22 protein-coding genes and 2 pseudogenes are annotated in these 18,459 nt (G+C 69.2%); 10 read left to right on the top strand and 14 right to left on the bottom strand.

The annotated features are described in order from the left end of the window. Window positions 1-437: 437 nt before the first annotated feature. From ACIPN7_RS23195 to ACIPN7_RS23170, 6 genes and pseudogenes are all read right to left on the bottom strand, one after another. Window positions 438-684 (bottom strand): annotated as a pseudogene (locus tag ACIPN7_RS23195) (IS21 family transposase); the annotation flags it as partial. Window positions 685-780: 96 nt separating this feature from the next. Beyond that, entirely contained in the window at window positions 781-1,923 is a 1,143-nt protein-coding gene (locus ACIPN7_RS23190; RefSeq protein WP_400548092.1) for a low temperature requirement protein A, read from the bottom strand. 41 nt (window positions 1,924-1,964) lie between these two features. Beyond that, the gene (locus ACIPN7_RS23185) at window positions 1,965-2,111 is read right to left on the bottom strand and encodes a hypothetical protein (RefSeq protein WP_400547882.1); all 147 of its coding nucleotides are present in this window, start codon (window positions 2,109-2,111) and stop codon (window positions 1,965-1,967) included. Between the two features lie 67 nt (window positions 2,112-2,178). Next, entirely contained in the window at window positions 2,179-2,892 is a 714-nt protein-coding gene (locus ACIPN7_RS23180) for a MoaF-related domain-containing protein (RefSeq protein ID WP_400547879.1), read from the bottom strand. A 49-nt stretch (window positions 2,893-2,941) separates the two neighbouring features. Further along, window positions 2,942-3,844: a VOC family protein gene (locus tag ACIPN7_RS23175; protein ID WP_400547876.1), complete on the bottom strand. Its 903-nt coding sequence runs from the start codon at window positions 3,842-3,844 to the stop codon at window positions 2,942-2,944. Between the two features lie 25 nt (window positions 3,845-3,869). After that, window positions 3,870-4,379 carry a MarR family winged helix-turn-helix transcriptional regulator gene (locus ACIPN7_RS23170; RefSeq protein WP_400547873.1) on the bottom strand — a complete coding sequence of 170 codons (510 nt, stop codon included), beginning with the start codon at window positions 4,377-4,379 and terminating at the stop codon, window positions 3,870-3,872. Window positions 4,380-4,604: 225 nt separating this feature from the next. Here ACIPN7_RS23170 and ACIPN7_RS23165 point away from each other — a divergent pair, with 225 nt between their 5' ends. Together ACIPN7_RS23165 and ACIPN7_RS23160 are read left to right on the top strand one after the other, a co-directional pair. After that, window positions 4,605-5,558, top strand: a complete 954-nt coding sequence (locus ACIPN7_RS23165; RefSeq protein ID WP_400547870.1) for a pirin family protein — start codon at window positions 4,605-4,607, stop codon at window positions 5,556-5,558. A 135-nt stretch (window positions 5,559-5,693) separates the two neighbouring features. Further along, window positions 5,694-6,233 (top strand): lysostaphin resistance A-like protein, encoded by a 540-nt coding sequence (locus tag ACIPN7_RS23160; RefSeq protein ID WP_400547868.1) that lies wholly within the window; start codon window positions 5,694-5,696, stop codon window positions 6,231-6,233. Window positions 6,234-6,323: 90 nt separating this feature from the next. Here ACIPN7_RS23160 and ACIPN7_RS23155 read toward each other — a convergent pair whose 3' ends face one another. Then, window positions 6,324-7,019: a TetR/AcrR family transcriptional regulator gene (locus tag ACIPN7_RS23155; RefSeq protein WP_400547865.1), complete on the bottom strand. Its 696-nt coding sequence runs from the start codon at window positions 7,017-7,019 to the stop codon at window positions 6,324-6,326. 60 nt (window positions 7,020-7,079) lie between these two features. On the opposite strand from ACIPN7_RS23155, the gene ACIPN7_RS23150 reads away from it, so the two are divergent. Next, window positions 7,080-7,496: a DUF952 domain-containing protein gene (locus tag ACIPN7_RS23150; RefSeq protein WP_400547862.1), complete on the top strand. Its 417-nt coding sequence runs from the start codon at window positions 7,080-7,082 to the stop codon at window positions 7,494-7,496. Here the strand turns inward: ACIPN7_RS23150 and ACIPN7_RS23145 are convergent. Together ACIPN7_RS23145 and ACIPN7_RS23140 are read right to left on the bottom strand one after the other, a co-directional pair. Further along, window positions 7,493-7,663 (bottom strand): annotated as a pseudogene (locus tag ACIPN7_RS23145) (DUF2252 domain-containing protein); the annotation flags it as partial. The gene ACIPN7_RS23150 and the pseudogene ACIPN7_RS23145 overlap by 4 nt on opposite strands. A 24-nt stretch (window positions 7,664-7,687) precedes the next feature. Beyond that, window positions 7,688-8,086 (bottom strand): winged helix-turn-helix transcriptional regulator, encoded by a 399-nt coding sequence (locus ACIPN7_RS23140; RefSeq protein WP_400547859.1) that lies wholly within the window; start codon window positions 8,084-8,086, stop codon window positions 7,688-7,690. Window positions 8,087-8,225: 139 nt separating this feature from the next. Here ACIPN7_RS23140 and ACIPN7_RS23135 point away from each other — a divergent pair, with 139 nt between their 5' ends. Beyond that, a complete protein-coding gene (locus ACIPN7_RS23135; RefSeq protein ID WP_400547856.1) occupies window positions 8,226-9,068 on the top strand; it encodes a Rid family hydrolase in 843 nt (280 codons plus the stop codon). A gap of 141 nt (window positions 9,069-9,209) precedes the next feature. Here ACIPN7_RS23135 and ACIPN7_RS23130 read toward each other — a convergent pair whose 3' ends face one another. Then, complete coding sequence (locus ACIPN7_RS23130; protein ID WP_400547853.1) at window positions 9,210-9,599, bottom strand: winged helix-turn-helix transcriptional regulator; 390 nt, start codon at window positions 9,597-9,599, stop codon at window positions 9,210-9,212. A gap of 40 nt (window positions 9,600-9,639) precedes the next feature. On the opposite strand from ACIPN7_RS23130, the gene ACIPN7_RS23125 reads away from it, so the two are divergent. The 3 genes from ACIPN7_RS23125 to ACIPN7_RS23115 all read left to right on the top strand — a co-directional run bounded on the left by ACIPN7_RS23125 (window position 9,640) and on the right by ACIPN7_RS23115 (window position 13,249). After that, window positions 9,640-10,575, top strand: a complete 936-nt coding sequence (locus tag ACIPN7_RS23125; RefSeq protein ID WP_400547850.1) for an enoyl-CoA hydratase/isomerase family protein — start codon at window positions 9,640-9,642, stop codon at window positions 10,573-10,575. An 84-nt stretch (window positions 10,576-10,659) separates the two neighbouring features. Next, window positions 10,660-11,280, top strand: coding sequence for a TetR/AcrR family transcriptional regulator (locus ACIPN7_RS23120; protein WP_400547847.1), 621 nt, complete (start codon window positions 10,660-10,662; stop codon window positions 11,278-11,280). A gap of 100 nt (window positions 11,281-11,380) precedes the next feature. Beyond that, window positions 11,381-13,249 (top strand): carboxylesterase/lipase family protein, encoded by a 1,869-nt coding sequence (locus ACIPN7_RS23115; protein WP_400547844.1) that lies wholly within the window; start codon window positions 11,381-11,383, stop codon window positions 13,247-13,249. Between the two features lie 71 nt (window positions 13,250-13,320). On the opposite strand, the gene ACIPN7_RS23110 is transcribed toward ACIPN7_RS23115, so the two are convergent. From ACIPN7_RS23110 to ACIPN7_RS23095, 4 genes are all read right to left on the bottom strand, one after another. After that, complete coding sequence (locus ACIPN7_RS23110) at window positions 13,321-13,971, bottom strand: NAD(P)H-binding protein (RefSeq protein WP_400547841.1); 651 nt, start codon at window positions 13,969-13,971, stop codon at window positions 13,321-13,323. A gap of 71 nt (window positions 13,972-14,042) precedes the next feature. Next, complete coding sequence (locus tag ACIPN7_RS23105) at window positions 14,043-14,231, bottom strand: hypothetical protein (protein ID WP_400547838.1); 189 nt, start codon at window positions 14,229-14,231, stop codon at window positions 14,043-14,045. 341 nt (window positions 14,232-14,572) lie between these two features. Beyond that, window positions 14,573-14,971 carry an ester cyclase gene (locus ACIPN7_RS23100; RefSeq protein ID WP_400547836.1) on the bottom strand — a complete coding sequence of 133 codons (399 nt, stop codon included), beginning with the start codon at window positions 14,969-14,971 and terminating at the stop codon, window positions 14,573-14,575. Between the two features lie 241 nt (window positions 14,972-15,212). After that, window positions 15,213-16,121, bottom strand: coding sequence for a LysR substrate-binding domain-containing protein (locus ACIPN7_RS23095; protein WP_400548089.1), 909 nt, complete (start codon window positions 16,119-16,121; stop codon window positions 15,213-15,215). A gap of 202 nt (window positions 16,122-16,323) precedes the next feature. Here ACIPN7_RS23095 and ACIPN7_RS23090 point away from each other — a divergent pair, with 202 nt between their 5' ends. The 3 genes from ACIPN7_RS23090 (at window position 16,324) to ACIPN7_RS23080 (ending at window position 18,298) form a co-directional block, all read left to right on the top strand. After that, the gene (locus tag ACIPN7_RS23090; protein WP_400547834.1) at window positions 16,324-16,878 is read left to right on the top strand and encodes a hypothetical protein; all 555 of its coding nucleotides are present in this window, start codon (window positions 16,324-16,326) and stop codon (window positions 16,876-16,878) included. A gap of 43 nt (window positions 16,879-16,921) precedes the next feature. After that, complete coding sequence (locus ACIPN7_RS23085) at window positions 16,922-17,584, top strand: hydrolase (RefSeq protein ID WP_400547831.1); 663 nt, start codon at window positions 16,922-16,924, stop codon at window positions 17,582-17,584. Between the two features lie 174 nt (window positions 17,585-17,758). Then, window positions 17,759-18,298 carry a small multidrug efflux protein gene (locus tag ACIPN7_RS23080; RefSeq protein ID WP_400547828.1) on the top strand — a complete coding sequence of 180 codons (540 nt, stop codon included), beginning with the start codon at window positions 17,759-17,761 and terminating at the stop codon, window positions 18,296-18,298. Window positions 18,299-18,459: the final 161 nt, after the last annotated feature.

Here is an 18,459-nt window from a genome sequence, read left to right as displayed (position 1 = left end):
TGCCGGCGCTCGCGTCCGGCCGGTTCGGCCGGGGCGCGAGGGGCTCGAGCTACCTTTGCGTTTCGGCGCTGGGCGCGGGGCTGGTCGATGTCGTCATTGAGCTCCTCCTTGAGCTGGGCAGGGTAAGCGTGACCACTCCCTCGTGGTGGGTTGCAGTTCTGCCGCAAAACCGACTGAGCAGTCAGTCTGTGCTTTTGAATCTAGCTCGCCGTTCGCCGCGTGTCCAAGCCACCGGAGGTGGTGTAACCGTTTCGTGATCCCTCGGGTCGCTCGGCCGCCGGGTCACCTGGGGTGCTTTCCATCGGGTGCTGAGGCACGAGAAATCGCATTCGCACCTCTGGGGGCCACGGGACCGCTGCTGACGCGTACAAGCTTCTGGTGCAGCGCGCGATCCGGTAACACCAGTTGGCATGGAGCACGGGTTCGTTGTCAGTCGACCGGGTCCACTCGACCCGCTTGGCGATCACTGTCGCCGGCATCGTGGGAACTCGGCCAGCAACGCCCGAGTCTGCGGCTCGAACGCGTCGACCGCCGACCCACCGCCTCACGTTCGTACTTCGGCGGACGATCCGAGGCCAGCGCCCGCGCCACCGTGTACTGCGCGATCCCCAACCGCCTGGCGATCGACGCCTTCGACATACCTTCTGACCGATACGGCCGACGGATCTCGGCCCAGTCCTCCATGCTGATCACACTCCGAGCAGTAGCTGGGCCGCTCAACGTCCCCCGCCGACTGGGGTGGTGACCACCGGGGGACCTCCGTGCGGGCTCGCGCAAGCCTCAGCGTGATGACGACCGGGTCTGCGTGCTCATCGGTGGGTGCCGGACCAGGACGACGACCACGGCTACGAGGATCGCGGCGGTCAGGCTGACAGGGACGGGGATCACCGGGTCGCACAGGACCAGGACCGCGGCCAGCGGGACGACGGTGTTGACGAGGCGGTCCGCGTGGTCACGGATCGCGATCCACCAGACACCCGCCAGGAAGACTGCGATGGGAACAGTGACGGTGAAGGACGCGGCGAGGTCGCTGAGCAAGCTGTGCCCGGTCAGGACGTCGATCTCTACCTCGATGCCCGCGGAGAACGCACCAGCGGCGGCAAAGACGAAGTAGTGGACGTAGCTGTAGCGCAGCGACCCGCCGACACCCGTGATGGACCGGTGGTGCGGCGGCCAGAAGTAGACCCACCACAGGGCACCGGTCGCGACGAACGTCAGAGCGGCGATCGAGATCAGCGGTCCGAGGGAATCGGCGTCATGGACGGCCTCGATGATCGCGTTGGCTGAGGCGAGCAGGCTCTCGCCGAGCAGGATGAGCGTGAACAGGCCGTAGCGCTCGGTAATGTGGCGCGGGTGCCACGGGGTACTGCCGCGCCTCTGGGCGACGACCGGGATCGCGACCTCTGCGCCGATCAGCAGCACCAGCATGACCATGCCCGGTACCTCGGGAAGCACGAGCTGGACCAGCCAGAGGACCTGTACCGACGCGATGCCCCCGGCGTAGGCCCGAGCGGTGCGGCGAGGGGACGCGTCGGAGCGTGCGGCGCGCAGCCACTGGGCGACCATCGCCAAGCGCATGACCACGTAGCCGAGGACGGGCAGGGTGTAGTCCGCGTAGGTGAAGGCGGGCTCGATCCCGGTGGCGAGTACGAGCACGCCGGCCATCTGGACGATGGTCAGTATGCGGTAGAGCCAGTCGTCGGTGTCGAACGAGGTGGCGAACCAGGTGAAGTTCATCCAGGCCCACCAGATCCCGAAGAAGACCAGCCCGTAGGTAGCCAGGCCGTCCAGCACGTGCCCCTCGGTCAGAGCGTGGTGGAGCTGGACCGAGGCGATGCTGACCGCGACGACGAACACGAGGTCGAAGAACAGCTCAAGCGTGCTGGCTGACCGGCCCTGCTCGCGCGGGTCACGCGGCGCCATCGGGACGAGGCGGAACCTGCTCGCCGACGGCGGGGAAGTGCTCAACGTTGCGGGCTCCTTCGATGTGGGACGAGCTCAGCGCAAGGCCCGCAGATGTTCCCGGCGTGGGTGTCTGCGACAAAGACGTCGAAGCGGCTCTTGTCGGGGTTGTCGCGGACGGTGACCTCGTGCTGGCTCTCGTCGCTCATCGTGGTGGTCCTTTCGGTCTATGGGGCGGCATCGGATCGTGCCGGCTGGTCGTCTCTGCGGGTGGGATCAGACCATCGGGTGACCGCTTGCGGTGGACTCGGCAGGTGTGAGGTCCTGGACGACGTCCCAGTGCTCGACGATGCGACCGTGCTCCAGGCGGTAGATGTCGACGATCACCACGGGGCCGGGCGCCCAGCCGTGGACGATGCTGTGGGTGAACACGAGGTCGCCCTGGGCCGCGATGCGCTGCGGCTCCCAGGAGAACTCCTGCAGACCGGGCACGGCGGCGCGCAGCGTGTCGAGGCCGTCGGGCAGCTGCGGGCTGTGCTGCACGTACGGTTCGGCCCAGTAGCGGTCCAGCGCGGTGAGGTCCTTCGCGTGAAAGAGCTCGCGCATGGCGGTGAGCACGATCTCGGTGTTGCGCTCTGACTCGTCGCGTGTGGAGGCGTCGTCCGCGACGGTGACGTCGTTCGTCTCCGTGATGCTTCCGACGAAGTTGTACAGGGTGTTGTCGACGGTCACGTTGGAGTACAGCGTCGCGTTCGCGAAGTCCTCCACGTGCGTGACGGTGGCACCGCTGGCCTCGGTCCACGAGTTCAGGTAGACGCCGTCGCGGATCTCCTTCAGATCGAGCGCGACGGTCTCCGTGTGGCCGTTCGGCGTCAGCCCACCGCCTTCCTCCACGACGAACCTGCCCTGCGAGGGCGAGACGAAGGTGAACCTCACCTTCAGCCATCCCATGTCGAACCGGTAGGTCTTGCCGACCATCGGCACGGTCATGTCGATCCTTCCTGTCGATGCCGGCAGACCCGGCTCCTGAGGTGACTGCTCAAGTCAGCGCGGACGTTTCCGCGGCCTGGCCAGGGGTCGGCTCCGCGCTGAGGCGGACGGCATTGGCCCAGGGATCCTCGAAGCTGACGGTCCGGCCGTCGTCCCGGACGGCGACGTGGTGGTGGCGCAGGCGCTCGGTCAGCTCGCCGACGTCGTCGGCGGACGGCACCTCGATGTCCACGCGACCCAGACCGAGGGTCTGCTGGCGGCGTCCGGCGCCGCGGCTGCGCCACACGTTCATCGCCATGTGGTGGTGGTAGCCGCCGGCGCTGACGAACAGTGCCTGGTCGCCCAGGGTCATGGTCACGTCGAAGCCCAGCCTGGTGGCGTAGAAGTCGCGCGCCGACGCGACATCCCCGACGGACAGGTGGACGTGGCCCACGCGCGCGTCCCCGACCGGCTCCCCGGCCAGCCCGCGCTCGTCGAGATGTTCGCGCAGGTAGGCGTTCGGGTCGAGGAAGATCGTGCCCATCTCGACCTGCCCGTGGGTCCAGCTCCACTGCGTGCGGTCGCGGTCCCAGTAGAGCTCGACGCCGTTGCCCTCGGGGTCGTCGAAGTAGAACGCCTTGCTGACGAGGTGATCGCTGGAGCCGGTGAACGACCCCGGACGCAGGCGCGCGACGGAGTAGACCGCCGCGGCCAGGGCGGCTTCCGTGTCGAAGAGGATCGCGGTGTGGAACAGCCCCGCGTCGCGGGGAGAGGCGTGCCGCAGGGCCGGAGTGTGCACCAGGACGACGGCGGCCCGGCCTGGCCGCCCGAGGACCACACGAGGACCTGTCTGCTCGAGCACGGTCAGGCCGACCCCGTCGCGGTAGTAGGACGTCATACCGTCCAGATCTGCGACGTTGAGGGTGACCGCACCCATCGAGGTGTCGGCTGCGAGGCGTGCGTCGGTGCTCATGGCCACCGCCAACTAGATTGAAACATCAACTATTCCGTCCGGTCTCGCGTCGTCGTGCCAGGCCGGTGTCGTCCGGGTCGAGGTGCCGGCGCAGCGCCGTGGTGGCCTCGTCGAGGCCGGCGAGCTGTTCGGGGGTGAGCGCGTCGACGAAGAGCTCGTACACATCACGCAGGTGCGGCACCGAGCCGTGCCGGAACGATTCCGCACCGAGGTCGGTCAGGTGCACGTCGATGCCGTGGACGTCGTCGGGGCACGGTGCTCGGCGCACGAGCCCACGCTTCTCCATCCGCGCCAGGTGGTGTGACAGGCGGCTGCGCTGCCAGCCGATTCGCTCGGCCAGCTCGGAGGAGCGCAATGTCCTGTCGTCCGCCTCGCTCAGGGCGAGCAGCACCCGGTAGTCGGCGGAGGACAAGGACGACTCGCTCTGCAGGCGTCCCTCCAGGCGGGTGCGCAGTGTCTCGGTGGTCTCGATGTAGTTGCGCCAGATGCGAAGTTCCTCGCGCGTGGGCATCGTGCGGCGCTTGCCCTGAGTCATGGCACCTCCTGGGATTGACACGTCAACTCTGCACGCTACAGGATTGACACGTCAATCCCGATGACGGTGCGACCCGGATCCCACAAGGAGCGAACCCATGACCGACAGCACCGCCATCCAGTTCGAAGCCCAGCCCGCTCGAGGTCGCCCGATGACGGCGCCCGAAGACGTCAACACGATGGGGGAGTGGTCCAGGTGAGCAATCCAGAGACTGTCTCAGAGGCGATGCGATCCGGAGCGCCGGTCGAGAGCGCCACCGGTGTCGAGGTGCTCTCGGCGCGCGACGTGCCGCTGGGCGGACCGCGCGCCTTGCAGGTGCGGCGCACGATCCCGCAGCGGGCCCGCACACTGATCGGAGCCTGGTGCTTCTCCGACCACTACGGGCCGGTGGAGGTCTCGGCGGGCGGCATGGACATGCCACCGCATCCGCATACCGGCCTGCAGACCGTGAGCTGGCTCTTCAGCGGCACCATCGAGCACCGCGACAGCCTCGGCACGCACTCGCTCATCCGCCCCGGAGAGCTCAACCTCATGACCGGCGGCCACGGCATCGCCCACTCGGAGGTCTCCACGGCGGACACCGCGGTTCTCCACGGCGTCCAGCTGTGGGTGGCCCTGCCCGACGCGCACCGGAGGGCCGGGCGCGACTTCCAGCACCACGTGCCGGAGCCCGTGCGGATCGACGGGGCCGAGCTCCGGGTCTTCCTCGGCTCGGTGGAAGGCGAGACCTCTCCGGTGCGGACGTTCACGCCCCTGCTGGGTGCGCAGCTCGACCTTGAGCCGCGCGCCACGGTCACGCTGTCCGTCGACCCTGGATTCGAGCACGGCCTGCTCGTCGATGCCGGTGACGTAGACCTGGACGGTACCGCGGTCCCCCCGGGGGAGCTGGGCTACGTGGCGCCGGGCGTCGACACCTTGACGGTGTCGAACCGCTCGGACAGCCCGGCGCGCACCATCCTGCTCGGCGGCCCGCCGTTCGAGGAGGAGATCGTCATGTGGTGGAACTTCGTCGTCCGCGACCACGAGGAGATCCTGCGCGCCCGCCAGGACTGGGAGGCCGCCTCGGACCGCTTCGGAAGCGTCGAGGGATACCACGGTCGCCGCCTCCCCGCGCCGCCGGTGCCGGACGTGATCATCACGCCCCGGCGCAACCCACCGAGCCGAACCGACAGGACATGAGGAACGCCGCATCACGACTCGTGACCGTTTGGCGTCGTCATGGTTGTGGCGATCCGAACGCGACGCACAGGGGCGGTTCTGGCGCAGAGGGCGGTAGGGCAGGCTGCGCAGGACTCGCCGAGGTCGCTCGCGATCGTGGGGCTCGCGATGGCCGTCGTCGGGCTCACCGCGTCCGAAGCCGTCGGGTGGACGGGCTTCGGTCTGACGGGTACCACGGTCGGCATCCTCGTCGTCATCGTGCCCTCGACGCCCATCCAGACAACGGGTGAGGAGATCATGTTCCGCGGAGCCGTCCTGCCCGCCGCCGGGTCCTGGTTCCGATCAGTGAAGCCGGCGTTCATCACCGGCCTCGTCGTCTCGAGCCTGATGTTCGCGTTCCTGCACGGTTCGTCGGATCCCATCCTGTTCGCCTACTACATCGTCTTCTCGGTGTGCACGGCTGTGATGGGACTGATCACGCGTGGCCTGGAGGCTGCCATCGCCTTCCACACGGCGAACAACCTTGTCACGACGACGATCAATGCGCTGTTCGCCGGCGGCGGAGCGGTCGCCGTCGAGCGGTCCGAAGGTTCCGCCGGCGGGCTCACGCTGCTGGTGCCCGCCGCCGCGAGCCTGGCCGCCCTCGCCATGGTGTGGTTCCGTGAGCGGGCACGTCGTACGGTCGAACGCGTCTGACGAAGACCTGAACGGCACGGGCAGAACCACTTCGTCTGCACGCGACAGAACCGAGGAAGCTGCTTGGATGCAGCCACGTTCGCGGGTGGCTCACGTCCCCGGGCGCAGCACAGTGCTGATGGCGCGACGAGCGTGGGCGCGAGCCTGCTCGCGCGACGGCGCGGGCGTGAGCCCGAGCAGGCGCCGCCGGTGCGGCTCGCCGAGCAGGAGCGCGTAGAGCGCCTCGGCCAGCTCGCGTGCGGCGCCGGGCAAGGCAGTGTCGGCTTGTCGGGTGGCGCCCGGTGTGGTGCGGACCGTGTGCTCGGGGCCGAGGCTCGCGGTGAGCACGTCGATCGACCGGGCCGGGCCTCTCTCGTAGAACGTGGCCGCGAGCTGCGGAAGCTGACGCGACTCGGCGATGACCAGACGGTGGAGCGTCACGGCGTCGTCCCCGTGCAGGATGTGCACCATCCGGGTGGCGAGCTCCTCCAGGTCCGCGCCGTCGTGGACCGCCGGTCGCTCGTGGACGTGCAACCGCTCCACCGCGGCGAAGAACAGTCCCGTCTTGTCCGTGAAGTGCCGGTAGACGGTTCGCTTGGTCGCGCCCACCGCGAGTGCCACCGCCTCGATCGTCGTGCCCGCGAACCCGCGCTCGGCGAACAGGGCCACGGCGGCCTCCAGGATCTCCGCCCGCCGGGCGTCGACGTCCTCGCGGCGCGGGCGGCCCGGGCCGCGCCGCGGTTCTCCGTCGGCTGGGCGCGCCGCGCCAGGTCCTGTGGCGTCGGTCTCCTTGTCGTCGATCCTCACGCGGATAATGATACGTTGCCGTTTCATTCATCGCGGTCTCGTGGATGGGGAGGACGACCGATGGCCGAGGAACGACTGCTGCACGTGGCCTTCAGCGACGACTGGGAGGCGTGCGAGCGATTCGGGGAGTACGACGTCGCGACGCGCAGCACGCTGTTCGACGACACCGGATACCTCCACGCCACCACCGCGGAGGGCCTGCCGGCGGTGCTGCGCGACGTCTACGGCGACGCGTCCGAACCCCTCGTGCTCGCCGTGATCGACGAGGCCGCTCTCACCGCCCAGGGCATCACGGTGCGCTGGGAGGCCGGCGCCGGACCGGACGGTACGGCGGCGCCGCGCGTCGAGGGCACGCTGCAGATGGACCGCGTCACCGTTCCCGTGGTGCTGCCCGTGCGGCGGGACGCCGACGGGTGGGTCGCTCCGCACCTCGACGGGTGGAACGTGCGCCAGACGCCGCCGCCCGGCGTCGCCTAGGTGGACGCCTCGCGATGGGCGGGGACCCGCCCCGTACGCACCGCATCCTGCAGCACGGCGAAGTCGCTCTCGGCCAGGTCGGCGTAGGCGGCGGCCCAGTCGGCCAACGCGTCCACGGCATTGTCGCCGGGCCCGAGGTAGGCGGCGATCGCGTCGGCGTTCGGTGACTGGCCGTGCGCGGGTCGAGGTGGTCAGCGCAGACGCGCAGCCACGCCGTCGAACTCGTCGCGCGCGGTCTCTATGTGGTCCATGTTCTGTCGCGTCCACTCGCACATCAGGTCCACCGTCGCCCGCAGTCCGCGGCCGGGGCCGGTGAGCCGGTACTCGACCCGGGGCGGGACCACGGGATGCACCGTGCGCTCGACGAGGCCGTTGCGCTCCATCATGCGCAGGTTCTGCGTCAGCATCTTGTGGCTGATTCCCTCGAGTGCGTCGCGCAGCTCGCTGAACCGGCGGGTCTCGTCCCCGAGGGTCTCGATGATCAGCAGCGCCCACTTGTTGGCGACGTCGGAGAAGATCTCCCGCGCCAGGGTGCCGGCCCGCATGATGTCGTCCTTGGCGGCCGGACTGCTGGCCTGCGTGGTCACCATCTGGTGCCTCCGTTACGAAGAAGTGCGTTCTTCCGCCTGGAGGTTAACTCTCTTATGGTGCCTGAGTCACTAGAAGTGACTCAGGTCGCCCGGCTCGGTCGACCTGGATTCACCACCAGGCACGAGGGAGCCGCGCACCATGACCGTCACGTTCTCCAACCCGCAGGACCTGCCCCAGGTCGACGTCTACCACCAGGTCGCTGTCGCCACCGGTACCCGACAGGTCTTCGTCGCCGGCCAGGTCTCCTGGGACGCAGCCGGTGTCACCGTCGGCGTCGGCGACCTGGCGGCCCAGGTCGAGCAGAGCTACGCCAACGTCGTCACCGCGCTCCGGCACGCCGGAGCGGGCGTTGACGACATCGTCCGTCTGACCGTCTACGTCGTGGACTGGACCCCGGACAAGATGCCCGCACTCCAGGACGGTCTGACCCGCGCCGCAAACCGGCTCGGCTCCACCGCCACCCCGCCCGCCACGCTGATCGGGGTCGCGGCCCTGGACGTCCCCGAGCACCTGGTCGAGATCGAGGCGACTGCCGTCGTCGGTGCCCGGCCTGCCGAGCCGGCTGCCTCTGGCCCGCAGTTCTTCGCGACGCCGGGATACGGTGACCGGCAGCTGGAGCGGATGGGCTACAGCCAGGCCGTTCGCATCGGGGGCCGCGTCGAGACCTCCGGCCAGGGCGGATGGAACGACGACTTCGACTTCCCGGCCGACCTGGAGGACGAGATCGTCCAGGCGTTCGATAACGTCGAACGGACCCTCCGGACCGCAGGTGCCACCTGGCGCGACGTCGTGCACGTCAACTCCTACCACGTGCCCGAGACGCCTGGCTTCATCGGCGAGACCCATAACCGGGTCATGGTCGATCAGCTCCGGGCGCGCACGGGTGGCCGTGCGCCGATCTGGACCGAGACCGGTGTGCCGGCTCTCGGGGCTCCGGGGATGCGGGTGGAGATCCGGGTCACCGCGGTCATCGGGTCCTGACCGGCGGGGTCATCGTGCGTCTCGTGCCGCGTTCCCGAGCCGGAGTGTCGTCTCCCGAACAGGGTCAAGTGCCGCCCTGGCGGGCGGCGACCTCCTGATGCCCGCGGGGCCAGGCGCCCTGGCCGCGCACGCCGCGACGGTTCAGCGGTCGGCCCGGGTGTCGTAGTCGGCCTGGCGTGCCAGGATCTCGTCGGCGTTGTCGATCGTCCAGTCGTACAGGTGCCCGAACGGCTCCCGTAGTGACTCACCGAGTGGCGTGAGGGAGTACTCGACACCGACCGGCGCCGTGGGCAGGACCGTGCGCACGATCATGCCGTTGCGCTCCAGGCGGCGCAGCGTCTGGGTCAGGACCCGCTGCGTCACGCCCTCAAGGCGGCGCTTGATCTCGTTGAACCGGGTGGGCTCCTCGAGCACCGTCATCACCATCATCGACCACTTGTCGGCGATCTGGTCGAGGATCGGCCGGCTCGGACAGTCGGAGCGCAGAACGACCTTCTGATCGCCCGCCGGGAGGGACTGCGGCAATGCCATAGGTATTCTCCGTGATCCTTACGATGGTCGAAGTGCGTTATTGACGACGGTTGCTCGTGCCCGCACGGTAAGTATGCATCGGGAACCTAGATGCCTACCGCATACCGAACGGAGCACTTCCATGCACGACGCCACCTACACGACGCTGCGCGTATCCCACGAGGCCGGCATCGCTCGCGTCACCGTCGACAACCCACCCGTCAACGTGCTCGATGTGGTCTTGATGGCCGACCTGCGCCACCTGCTGGCAGAGCTGCGGGACGACGAGTCGGTGCGGGTGATCGTGTTCGACAGTGCGAACCCCGAGTTCTTCGTCGCGCACGTCGACATGTCGCTGATCGACGTACCGGACGCGTTCGACCGGTTCGCGGCCGATCTGCCGCACGGCGTCAACGTCTTCCAGGGCCTGGGTGAACTGCTCCGGTCTCAACCCCAGGTGACCATCGTCAAGCTGACCGGGATCGCGCGCGGTGGGGGAGCGGAGTTCGTGGCCGCAGCCGACATGGCGTTCGCTGCCACGGAGAGCGCGGCTCTCGGTCAGGTCGAGGCGCTCATGGGAATCATCCCCGGAGGAGGAGGCACGCAGTACGTGACCGGTCGGGTCGGGCGCCACCGCGCCCTGGAGATCGTTCTCGGCGCCGACCTTCTTGATGCCGAGACCGCCGAGCGCTACGGCTGGGTCAACCGTGCCCTGCCCCTCGCCGAGCTGGACGCGTTCGTCGACCGGCTCGCTCGTCATGTCGCGGACCTCCCGGACGGCGTCATCGCGGCGACCAAGCGTGCCATCCCGCCGCAGGACCTGGCCGGCGGCTACCTGCGCGAGCACGAAGCCTGGGCCCGACAGATCGCCCGGCCGGCCGCCGAGAAGCTGATCCGCGGCGGGCTGTCCGCCGGTGCCCAGACCCGCGACGGTGAACGCGACCTGGAAGGCCTTCTGCGATCCGAGGGTGCCGGCTGGGCGGCACGGCACAGCTGAGTCCCGTTCCGGCGCGCCGACCCTACCTACCATGTGCGGACGGAGAGCGAACTGACCACGGGAAGGGCAGCGACAGTGGGCGAGGTGGCAGGGCCTGGAGCCGGGCCGGCACGGCGGGGGACACGACGCGGGCCCTATGCGAAGAGCGTCGAGCGGCGTCGGCAGATCGTCGACCAGGTGCTGTCGGTGTACGACGAGCTCGGCTTGGAAGGTACGTCGCTGCGCGCGATCGCCGAGTCCATCGGTGTCACCCACCCTGTGCTGGTCCACCACTTCGGGACCCGGGAGCAGCTGTTCCTGGAGGTGCTGCGCGAGCACGACCTGCGCTTCGGCGCCCAGGTGCAGGACGAGGCCCTGGCTGACCTCCTGCGCCGATCGGCCCGGTACAGCGCGCGCGTCCCGGGCCTGACGGCGCTGCTGGGGAACATGATCGCCCGGGCGCTCGAGTCCGGGAACGAGCGCAGTCACGCCTACTTCGTGGAGCGCTACGCGCGCCTGCGCCGGCAAGTGGGGGCGGTCCTGGAGAGCGCGCGGGCGGCCGGCACCGTGCGAGCGGACATCCCGGTCGACGCCACGGCCGCCCTCCTGGTCGCCGCGGCGGACGGGCTGTCGACGCAGTGGCTGCTCGACCGCGAGGTCGACATGGAGGCTTCGCTCCTGGTCCTGGATCGCCTCCTTGAACCGCCCGCGCAGATGCCTGGGTAAGTCGTCGACATAAAAATATCCATACGGATATTTTGAGCTACCCTGATCCCGGCCACGCTCACGAGGCGGGCCGGAAGAGAAGGACGACAAGGGAAACGACGTGCCGAACACCAAGCAGGCGACCTCTCGCATCTCCCGATCCGGTGCCTCGCGGCGCTCGGCCTGGTTCTGGGTGCCGTTCGGGCTCCTGGTCGTGGCGGCGCTGGCGCTGGGCTGGCTCAACGGGACCCCGTGGTGGGGCTGGGCCCTGGTCGCTGCGCTCCTGGTGGTCCTGGTGCTGACCGCTCCGTGGTGGTCGCGGCGCGGCGTCCTGCTGCGGGTGGGGGCGTGGGTGGTGGCTACCGCTCTCGTGTCCGGCACCGCCGTGCTCGCTCATCCGGGGCCGCAGCTCCGGGTTGCCGGGGGTACGCATCGGGACGCCACACAGCCGGTGGAGACCGCCGAAGGCCCGGTGACAGGCGTACGCAACGACGCCGGCACGGTCGAGATCTTCGCGGGCGTGCCCTATGCCCAGCCGCCGGTCGACGAGCTGCGCTGGCAGGCCCCGCAACCTGCCGAGCCGCGGTCCGAGGTGCTGGTCGCCGACCGTTTCTCGGCCGCACCGATCCAGGCCACCACGACGTTCGCCACCCGGGCCCTGTCCCAGACCCTCGACATCCCCCTGGAGAACACGTTCCTCAATCCGTACCCGGTCAGCGAGGACAGCCTCTACCTCAACATCTGGCGTGCCACGCGCCCGGCGACGTCCGAGCTGCCCGTGCTGGTCTACATCCCGGGCGGAGGCTTCGCCACCGGGTCGGGCGCCCTTCCCCTGTACGACGGCGAGGCACTGGCGTCCACCGGTGAGGCGATCGTGATCACGATCAACTACCGGCTGGGAGTCATGGGCTTCCTCTCCCACCCTGACCTGGCCGCCGAGGCGTCCTCCGGAGCGTCGGGCAACTACGGAATCCTGGACCAGATCGCCGCACTGGACTGGGTGCGGCACAACATCGCCGCGTTCGGCGGCGACCCCGACCGGGTGACGATCGCGGGCGAGTCCGCGGGCGGCGAGAGTGTCTGCATCCTGGGGGCGACGCCCCTGGCCGAAGGCTTGGTCGATGGCATCATCGGCAGCAGCGGCGCCTGCATGGGCACCGAGGGAGACACCGAGGGCGGCGACCAGAGCGACTCGCGGGCGGTCGCAGAGGAAGCCGGCGAGCGGCTGGCGCGGGAGCTGGGCGTGGACACGGTCGCCCAGATGCGGGAGCTGCCCGTCGACCGGATCACCGCAGCGGCCGCCGCCGTCGGCCCGCACTGGCGGCCCTCCGTCGACGGGCATGTCCTCGACCGCAGCCCGGCCGAGATCTACGCCGCGGGGGACCAGCTCGACGTTCCGACGATGGTGGGCAGCAACGCGGACGAGGACTCCCTGATCCGGGCATTTCCCCCGGAACCGATGACCCCCGAGGAGTATCGCGCCACAGCACAGCAGGACCACGGTCAGGACGCCGAGACGTTCCTCGACCTGTACCCCGGCGAGACCGAGGAACAGGTGCTCGACTCGCTCCTGCAGGCACAGACCGACCGGGTCTTCACCCGCGCTGTGTACCGGTGGGCCCACCTGCAGACGCACTCCGGGCAAGCGCCCGCCTACCTGTACTTCTTCACGCATACCCCGCCGGATCAGGGTCTGGAGCGGTACGGGGCGTACCACGGCGCGGAGGTGATGTACGCCTTCGACAATCTGGGCGCGGACGGCGACGCCGACTACGACGAGGCCGACCACGTGCTGCGTGACCAGCTCAGCGGGTACTGGTTGAACTTCGTCCGGACCGGGAACCCCAACGGGCCAGACCTGCCCGAGTGGTCCACGTTCGCGCGAGCACCGGAGCAGGTCATGGAGGTCGGCGTCCCCAGTGGCATGACGGCCCGTCCACGCCCCGAGGCGATCGACTACTGGATGAGCTACGAGGGCCCGATCGCGTGAGCATCAGGGCGTGTCTCCCGTCCTGACCGGACCGGCTGCGGTGCTCGCGTTCCTGGGCCGGTCACGCCCTGTCAGCGGATGCTTCGACGCACTGCCTCGGGGATCGGGGTGTCTCCGACGTTGAGCTCGAGGATCTGCCGTTCGATCCGCGGTTCGTGCACCAGCGCGGCCAATGTCTCCGCGACGTCCGCCCGGGGGATCTGGCCGTGCAGCTCCGCCGGGCCAAGTGACACCCTGCCCGCTCCGGGCTCGTCGGTGAGCAGGGACGGGCGCAGGATCAGCCAGTCCAGGTCGCTGCGGGCCACCGCGACGTCCGCCTGCTTCTTCACCGCGAAGTAGTACTCCTCCTCGGCGCTGAGGTTCCGCTCGCGCCACGACTCAGGGAGCACCGACACCAGCGCAAGGCGCCGTAGCCCGGCGTGGCGCATGGCTTTGATCGTCTTGTCGACCCCGTTGCCGTCGACAGCCCGGGTCAGCTCGGCGGCACCCCCGTTGGATCCCGCTGCGAAGACGACGGCCTCGGCGCCAGCCAGCGCGGACGCGAGTTCCGACGAGCTCATCCGTGCGATGTCACCGACGACCGCGTCGACGCCCTTGGCGGCGAAGGCCTCTCGCTGCTCATCCCGGCGCACGAGGCCGCGTACCTGATCGCCCCGGCGCTGCAGTGCTCGTGCTAGCAACGTCCCTGTCCTGCCCGCTACCCCGATGACGAACACATTCACTGCCGACTCCTTTCGCCTGCTGAGTGCCATGTGAATTCCTTCTCGTCGGCCCCCCGGGCGGCCGGGAGACGTCAGTTCTTGCCTGGCTGCGGCTCATGCAAGGCAACGTGGCACCCTGTCGAGTCAATCCCGTGTGGCCGGGACCAGGTCAGGTATCGCCGGCCACCGGCGATCTCGACGGTGCTGTCGGCGAACCGTCCCGGCGCGTCAAAGATCGCCGCGACGACGCGGCCGATGTCGCGCACGGCGATCAACTGCATCGCACGCTCACGTCGCTGCGCAAGCTGGTACAGCGGGCGCAGGCGGCTGGTTCGCTGCGTGAGGACTTCGTGCTGGAAACATCAACCTCACCCTGCTGGCCCACGAGGGGATCCGCGCGGACACCCCCGAGATGCGACTGGCCGCGTCACGCCGGTTCGCGGCACTGATGCTGCAGTCGTTCCAGGCCGGCCCGGTCGCCGCGCCGTTGCCCCCGGCGGTCCGGTTGCCGCCGGCCCAAGCCGGAGCCCACGACGCATCGGCCGTGCGACTGATCGGAGCAGGTGGCGTCCCGCCCGGTTTGGGCGGGACGCCACGCGGCGGGCTCGTGAGCCCGGCCGGGTCAGCCGGCGAGCTGCTTCTTCAGGGCCTCGACGTCGTGGACGTTGGACATCTGCACGAACTTCCCGTCGCGAACCTTGTACATGGCGATCTCGTCGATCTCGATCCGAGCACCCGTGGGAGCCACACCGAGCCACTCCTTGGTGGGCGTGCCGTGGTTGACGGAGTGGCAGGACAGAGTCCCACCTTCCGCGTCGATCACGACCTCCTTGATCTCCCAGCGGATGTCGGGAACCGCGTCGGCAATACCCTTGAGCGCCGCGATCACGTCTGCCCGAGTAGCCGGCTGACCGTGCGAGACGATCGACTCGGCGACGAACTCATCCATGCGGTCGAACTCGTGCGCGTTCAGCGCCTCGGTGTAGCGGTCGTAGAACTCACGAATGTTGAAGTCGGACATGACTGCCTTTCCTGCCCGGTGTCCGGGCCCTGTGCTCATGTTTCACCTGCACCCCGATACTGCCGACGCGCCGCCGTAAGATCCATGACACAGAGTCCAGGTTTCTTTACGCATCATCCAGGCGGTCGGTCAGTGAAGTCTGATCTCCAGCGCCTCTGGGGCGACCGCGAGCGCGCCCCGGCGCGCGACGCAACACTCCGGATGGTCCCGCTGAGAACCGACGGGTGAGCTTCGGTGCCTGCTAGGCAACCGGGCTGCGTAGCCATCCGTGCCGGTCGGCGCAGTGTCGCGCGGTGGCCAGGACGTTCGCGATGGCGGGTGAGGGTTCGTTCGTCGGCCACAGCACCGAGAGGTCTGCTGCGATCGGTGGGTCGACGACGTCGCGAACGGTGAGGGTGGTACCGAGATTCGCTGCGTGCTCGGCGAACGACGCGGGTGCCAGGCCGATCTCGCGCCCGCCGGAGAGCCGGGCGAGCATGGCGTTGACCGGTGGGTCCTCGAATGCGCAGATGTCGGGTGAGAAGCCCGCTTCCTGGCACGCGGCGACGATGCCGTCGTAGTACGCCGGTGCGAGGCGCCGGGGAAACAGCAGCAGCGTCTCGTCGCGCAGGGCCTTCACCGGGACGGTCGGTTCGGCGCAGAGGGGATGGCGGGTACTGAGGAGTGCGGAGACTGACTCCTTGCGGAGGATCTCGCCGCTCACCCCGTCGAAGGGCTGCGGGGAGAGGGCGAGCCCGATGTCCAGGTCGCCGGCGCAGATCCGTTCGGGGATCTCGGCGCTGAAGATCTCGCGTGCGTCGATCGTGAAGTCGGGGTGGGCGTCCTGGAGCGCGTCCAGGAGCGTCGTGAGGGTGCCGAAGTTCGCGACCGGGGTATAGCCCAACCGGATCGTGGTCGCGGCCCCCGACCCGGCTGACCGAGTGCGCTCCACGGCTTGTTCCAGGGCGGCCAGCGCTGTCGGCGCCTCCGCCAGCAGCGTCCGCCCCGCGGCGGTGAGCTGCACCCGCCGACTGGAGCGCACGAACAAGGGCGTGCCGAGGGTCTCCTCGAGCTTGCGGATCTGGTGACTCAGGGACGGCTGGGAGATGTAGAGGCGCATGGCTGCGTGGCCGAAGTGGAGCTCCTCGGCCACGGCCAGGAAGTAGCGCAGCAGGCGGGGGTTGATATCGATAGACAGATCCTATCGTCCGGCGTCAGGACAAGTCTTGGACGCCCCCCGGAGGGCCGCCATAGCGTCGTGTCACGCCACGGGACGAGCTCCGGCCCGCCCGTTGACGCCGGCCGGCCATGCCCGGAACCGGTCTCGGTCGGCCTGCCCGGCCGGCGTCCCACAACGCCTGGCAAGGAGAACCATGAACATCACCGTGATCGGACGAGGCAATATCGGCGGCGGTCTGGCCGACCTGTGGGAGCGTGCCGGACACCGGGTGACGCGGCTGGGGCACGACGGCGGGGAGGCCGGTGCCGCGGAAGCGGTGCTGCTCGCCGTCCCCGGGACCGCCGTGGAGGCGGCTCTGTCCTCCGTCAAGGGGCTGGAGGGCAAGGCGGTGCTCGACGCCACGAACCTCTACGGCGACGCTCGCCCGCCTGCCGGGTTCGCCTCGAACGCCGAGTACGTCAAGGCGGTGACGGGCGGCCCGACGGCGAAGGCGTTCAGCACCAACTTCGCCGCCCTCTTCGGGCAGGTCGCCGCTGCCCGGGTGCGGCCGAGCAACCTGTGGGCGGGTGACGACCAGGTCGAAGGCCTCGTCACGCAGCTCAGTCTCGACGCGGGCTATGAAGCGGTCCGCCTGGGCGACCTGGGCATGGCAGCCACCCAAGAGGGCCTGGCCGGTGTGCTCTTCTCCGTCGCGCAGTCCGGGCTCGGCCAGTTCGTCTATCGCATGGCCGCGCCGGAACAGCTCTGAGCCTCACCATCCGAGATTCAACCCATTCCCAGAAGGAAGCCACGTGACGCGTACCGCAAAGGTAGGACTCGACGCACTGCTCACCCCCGAGGAGAGCGTCCTGGTGCTCATCGACCACCAGCCCTTCCAGGTCGCCAACCTCCACAGCCACGAACCGACGCTCGTCATCAACAACACCGTCGGCCTGGCCAAGTTCGCCAAGGTGTTCGACGTGCCGACGATCCTGACGACCGTCATCGAGGAGAGGGGCGGGCACCTGATCCAGGCGATCCAGGACGTCTTCCCCGACCAGAAGCCGATCAACCGCACCTCCATCAACACCTGGGAGGACCGCCGTGTCGTCGACGCCGTGGAGAGGACCGGGCGCAAGAAGCTGATCATCGCGGGGCTGTGGACGGAGATCTGCGTCGCCATGCCCGCCATCCACGCGCTGGCCGACGGGTATGACGTCTTCGTCGTCACGGACGCCAGCGGTGGGGTCAGCGCCGAGGCGCACGACATGGCGGTGCGCCGGATGGAGCGCGCGGGCGTCGTCCCGGTCACCTGGCTGGTCGTGTCCAGCGAGTGGCAGCGGGACTGGGCGCGCGAGGAGACGGCCGGCCAGCTCGGGCCGATCCTCTTCGAGCACGGCGGCGCCACCGGCGTCGCGCTCGCCTGGGAGCTGCAGCTGCTGGCCACACCTACTACCGATGCGTCCGACGCGTAGCACGACCCGCCCCTGAACCGGAGTCGGGTCTGGCGCCTGGGGTGTGCGCCAGGCCCGGCTCCCTTGCGTCGCTCGCGTACCCCAGAAATTGACTCTGTCCCAAGGACACAGTCTCAACTGGGAGAGAGCCGAGACGTCTCGGCATTACAGCTAGCAATCACAAGGAACTTCACCATGACTCCCGTTGAGCAGCTCGTGACCAGCTTCCAAGAACTAGTGGGCCAGGTCCCCGAGATCATCCGACCGGTCATCGTGATGCTCGCCGGCGCGATCCCGTTCATCGAGGGCGAGGTTGCCTCCATGATCGGCGTCGTCGGGGGTCTCAACCCCGTCGTGGCGGGCATCGCCGCAGCAGCGGGAAACTTCCTCTGCGTATTCCTGGTGGTGCTCCTCACCTCGAGGGCGCGCGCCGCCGTCGCCAACCGCCGCACGAACCGTGCTGCGGCGGACGCGGGAACCCACGAGGGCGCGCCCACGAAGCCGGAGTCCATGGGCCGTCAGCGCTTCAAGAAGTGGCTCGTCCGATTCGGGGTTCCCGGCGCGAGCATCCTTGGCCCTCTGGCCGTCCCGACCCAGTTCACCTCCGCGATGCTCGTCGCCGGCGGGACCCCGCGAGCGTGGGTGTTGCTCTGGCAGGCAGTAGCCATCGTCCTCTGGACAACCGTTGCGACCGTCTCGGCGTGGCTCGCGCTCCACCTCGTCGTCCCGACCTGAACCGCCCGGTCAACCACCTTCCGCCCAGCGAGAATCGTCCAGCACCGTTGAAGGGATCGGCGGATACGAGATCGAACGCCGCGACGCAGCCACCGGCCAGCACGGGCACGAAGCCGCCACATCACCTACGGGCGTGCAGGCCACACCGTGACTCGCCAACC

Origin of the sequence: Promicromonospora sp. NPDC090134 (assembly GCF_044746965.1) — a bacterium.
In the GTDB taxonomy this organism is placed as follows: Bacteria; Actinomycetota; Actinomycetes; order Actinomycetales; family Cellulomonadaceae; genus Promicromonospora.
Note: the sequence above shows the minus strand (reverse complement) of the source record. Positions and strands in the feature narration are given on the sequence as shown.

What these genes read in the sequence shown, in the direction of transcription:
- ACIPN7_RS23140 (WP_400547859.1), bottom strand. Translation starts at nt 8,086, where the DNA reads ATGGTGACCACGCAGGCCAGCAGTCCGGCCGCCAAGGACGACATCATG.
- ACIPN7_RS23130 (WP_400547853.1), bottom strand. Translation starts at nt 9,599, where the DNA reads ATGGCATTGCCGCAGTCCCTCCCGGCGGGCGATCAGAAGGTCGTTCTG.
- ACIPN7_RS23135 (WP_400547856.1), top strand. Translation starts at nt 8,226, where the DNA reads ATGACCGTCACGTTCTCCAACCCGCAGGACCTGCCCCAGGTCGACGTC.
- ACIPN7_RS23080 (WP_400547828.1), top strand. Translation starts at nt 17,759, where the DNA reads ATGACTCCCGTTGAGCAGCTCGTGACCAGCTTCCAAGAACTAGTGGGC.
- ACIPN7_RS23190 (WP_400548092.1), bottom strand. Translation starts at nt 1,923, where the DNA reads ATGGCGCCGCGTGACCCGCGCGAGCAGGGCCGGTCAGCCAGCACGCTT.
- ACIPN7_RS23175 (WP_400547876.1), bottom strand. Translation starts at nt 3,844, where the DNA reads ATGAGCACCGACGCACGCCTCGCAGCCGACACCTCGATGGGTGCGGTC.
- ACIPN7_RS23090 (WP_400547834.1), top strand. Translation starts at nt 16,324, where the DNA reads ATGAACATCACCGTGATCGGACGAGGCAATATCGGCGGCGGTCTGGCC.
- ACIPN7_RS23170 (WP_400547873.1), bottom strand. Translation starts at nt 4,379, where the DNA reads ATGACTCAGGGCAAGCGCCGCACGATGCCCACGCGCGAGGAACTTCGC.
- ACIPN7_RS23180 (WP_400547879.1), bottom strand. Translation starts at nt 2,892, where the DNA reads ATGACCGTGCCGATGGTCGGCAAGACCTACCGGTTCGACATGGGATGG.
- ACIPN7_RS23185 (WP_400547882.1), bottom strand. Translation starts at nt 2,111, where the DNA reads ATGAGCGACGAGAGCCAGCACGAGGTCACCGTCCGCGACAACCCCGAC.
- ACIPN7_RS23105 (WP_400547838.1), bottom strand. Translation starts at nt 14,231, where the DNA reads ATGCAGTTGATCGCCGTGCGCGACATCGGCCGCGTCGTCGCGGCGATC.
- ACIPN7_RS23165 (WP_400547870.1), top strand. Translation starts at nt 4,605, where the DNA reads ATGCGATCCGGAGCGCCGGTCGAGAGCGCCACCGGTGTCGAGGTGCTC.
- ACIPN7_RS23150 (WP_400547862.1), top strand. Translation starts at nt 7,080, where the DNA reads ATGGCCGAGGAACGACTGCTGCACGTGGCCTTCAGCGACGACTGGGAG.
- ACIPN7_RS23100 (WP_400547836.1), bottom strand. Translation starts at nt 14,971, where the DNA reads ATGTCCGACTTCAACATTCGTGAGTTCTACGACCGCTACACCGAGGCG.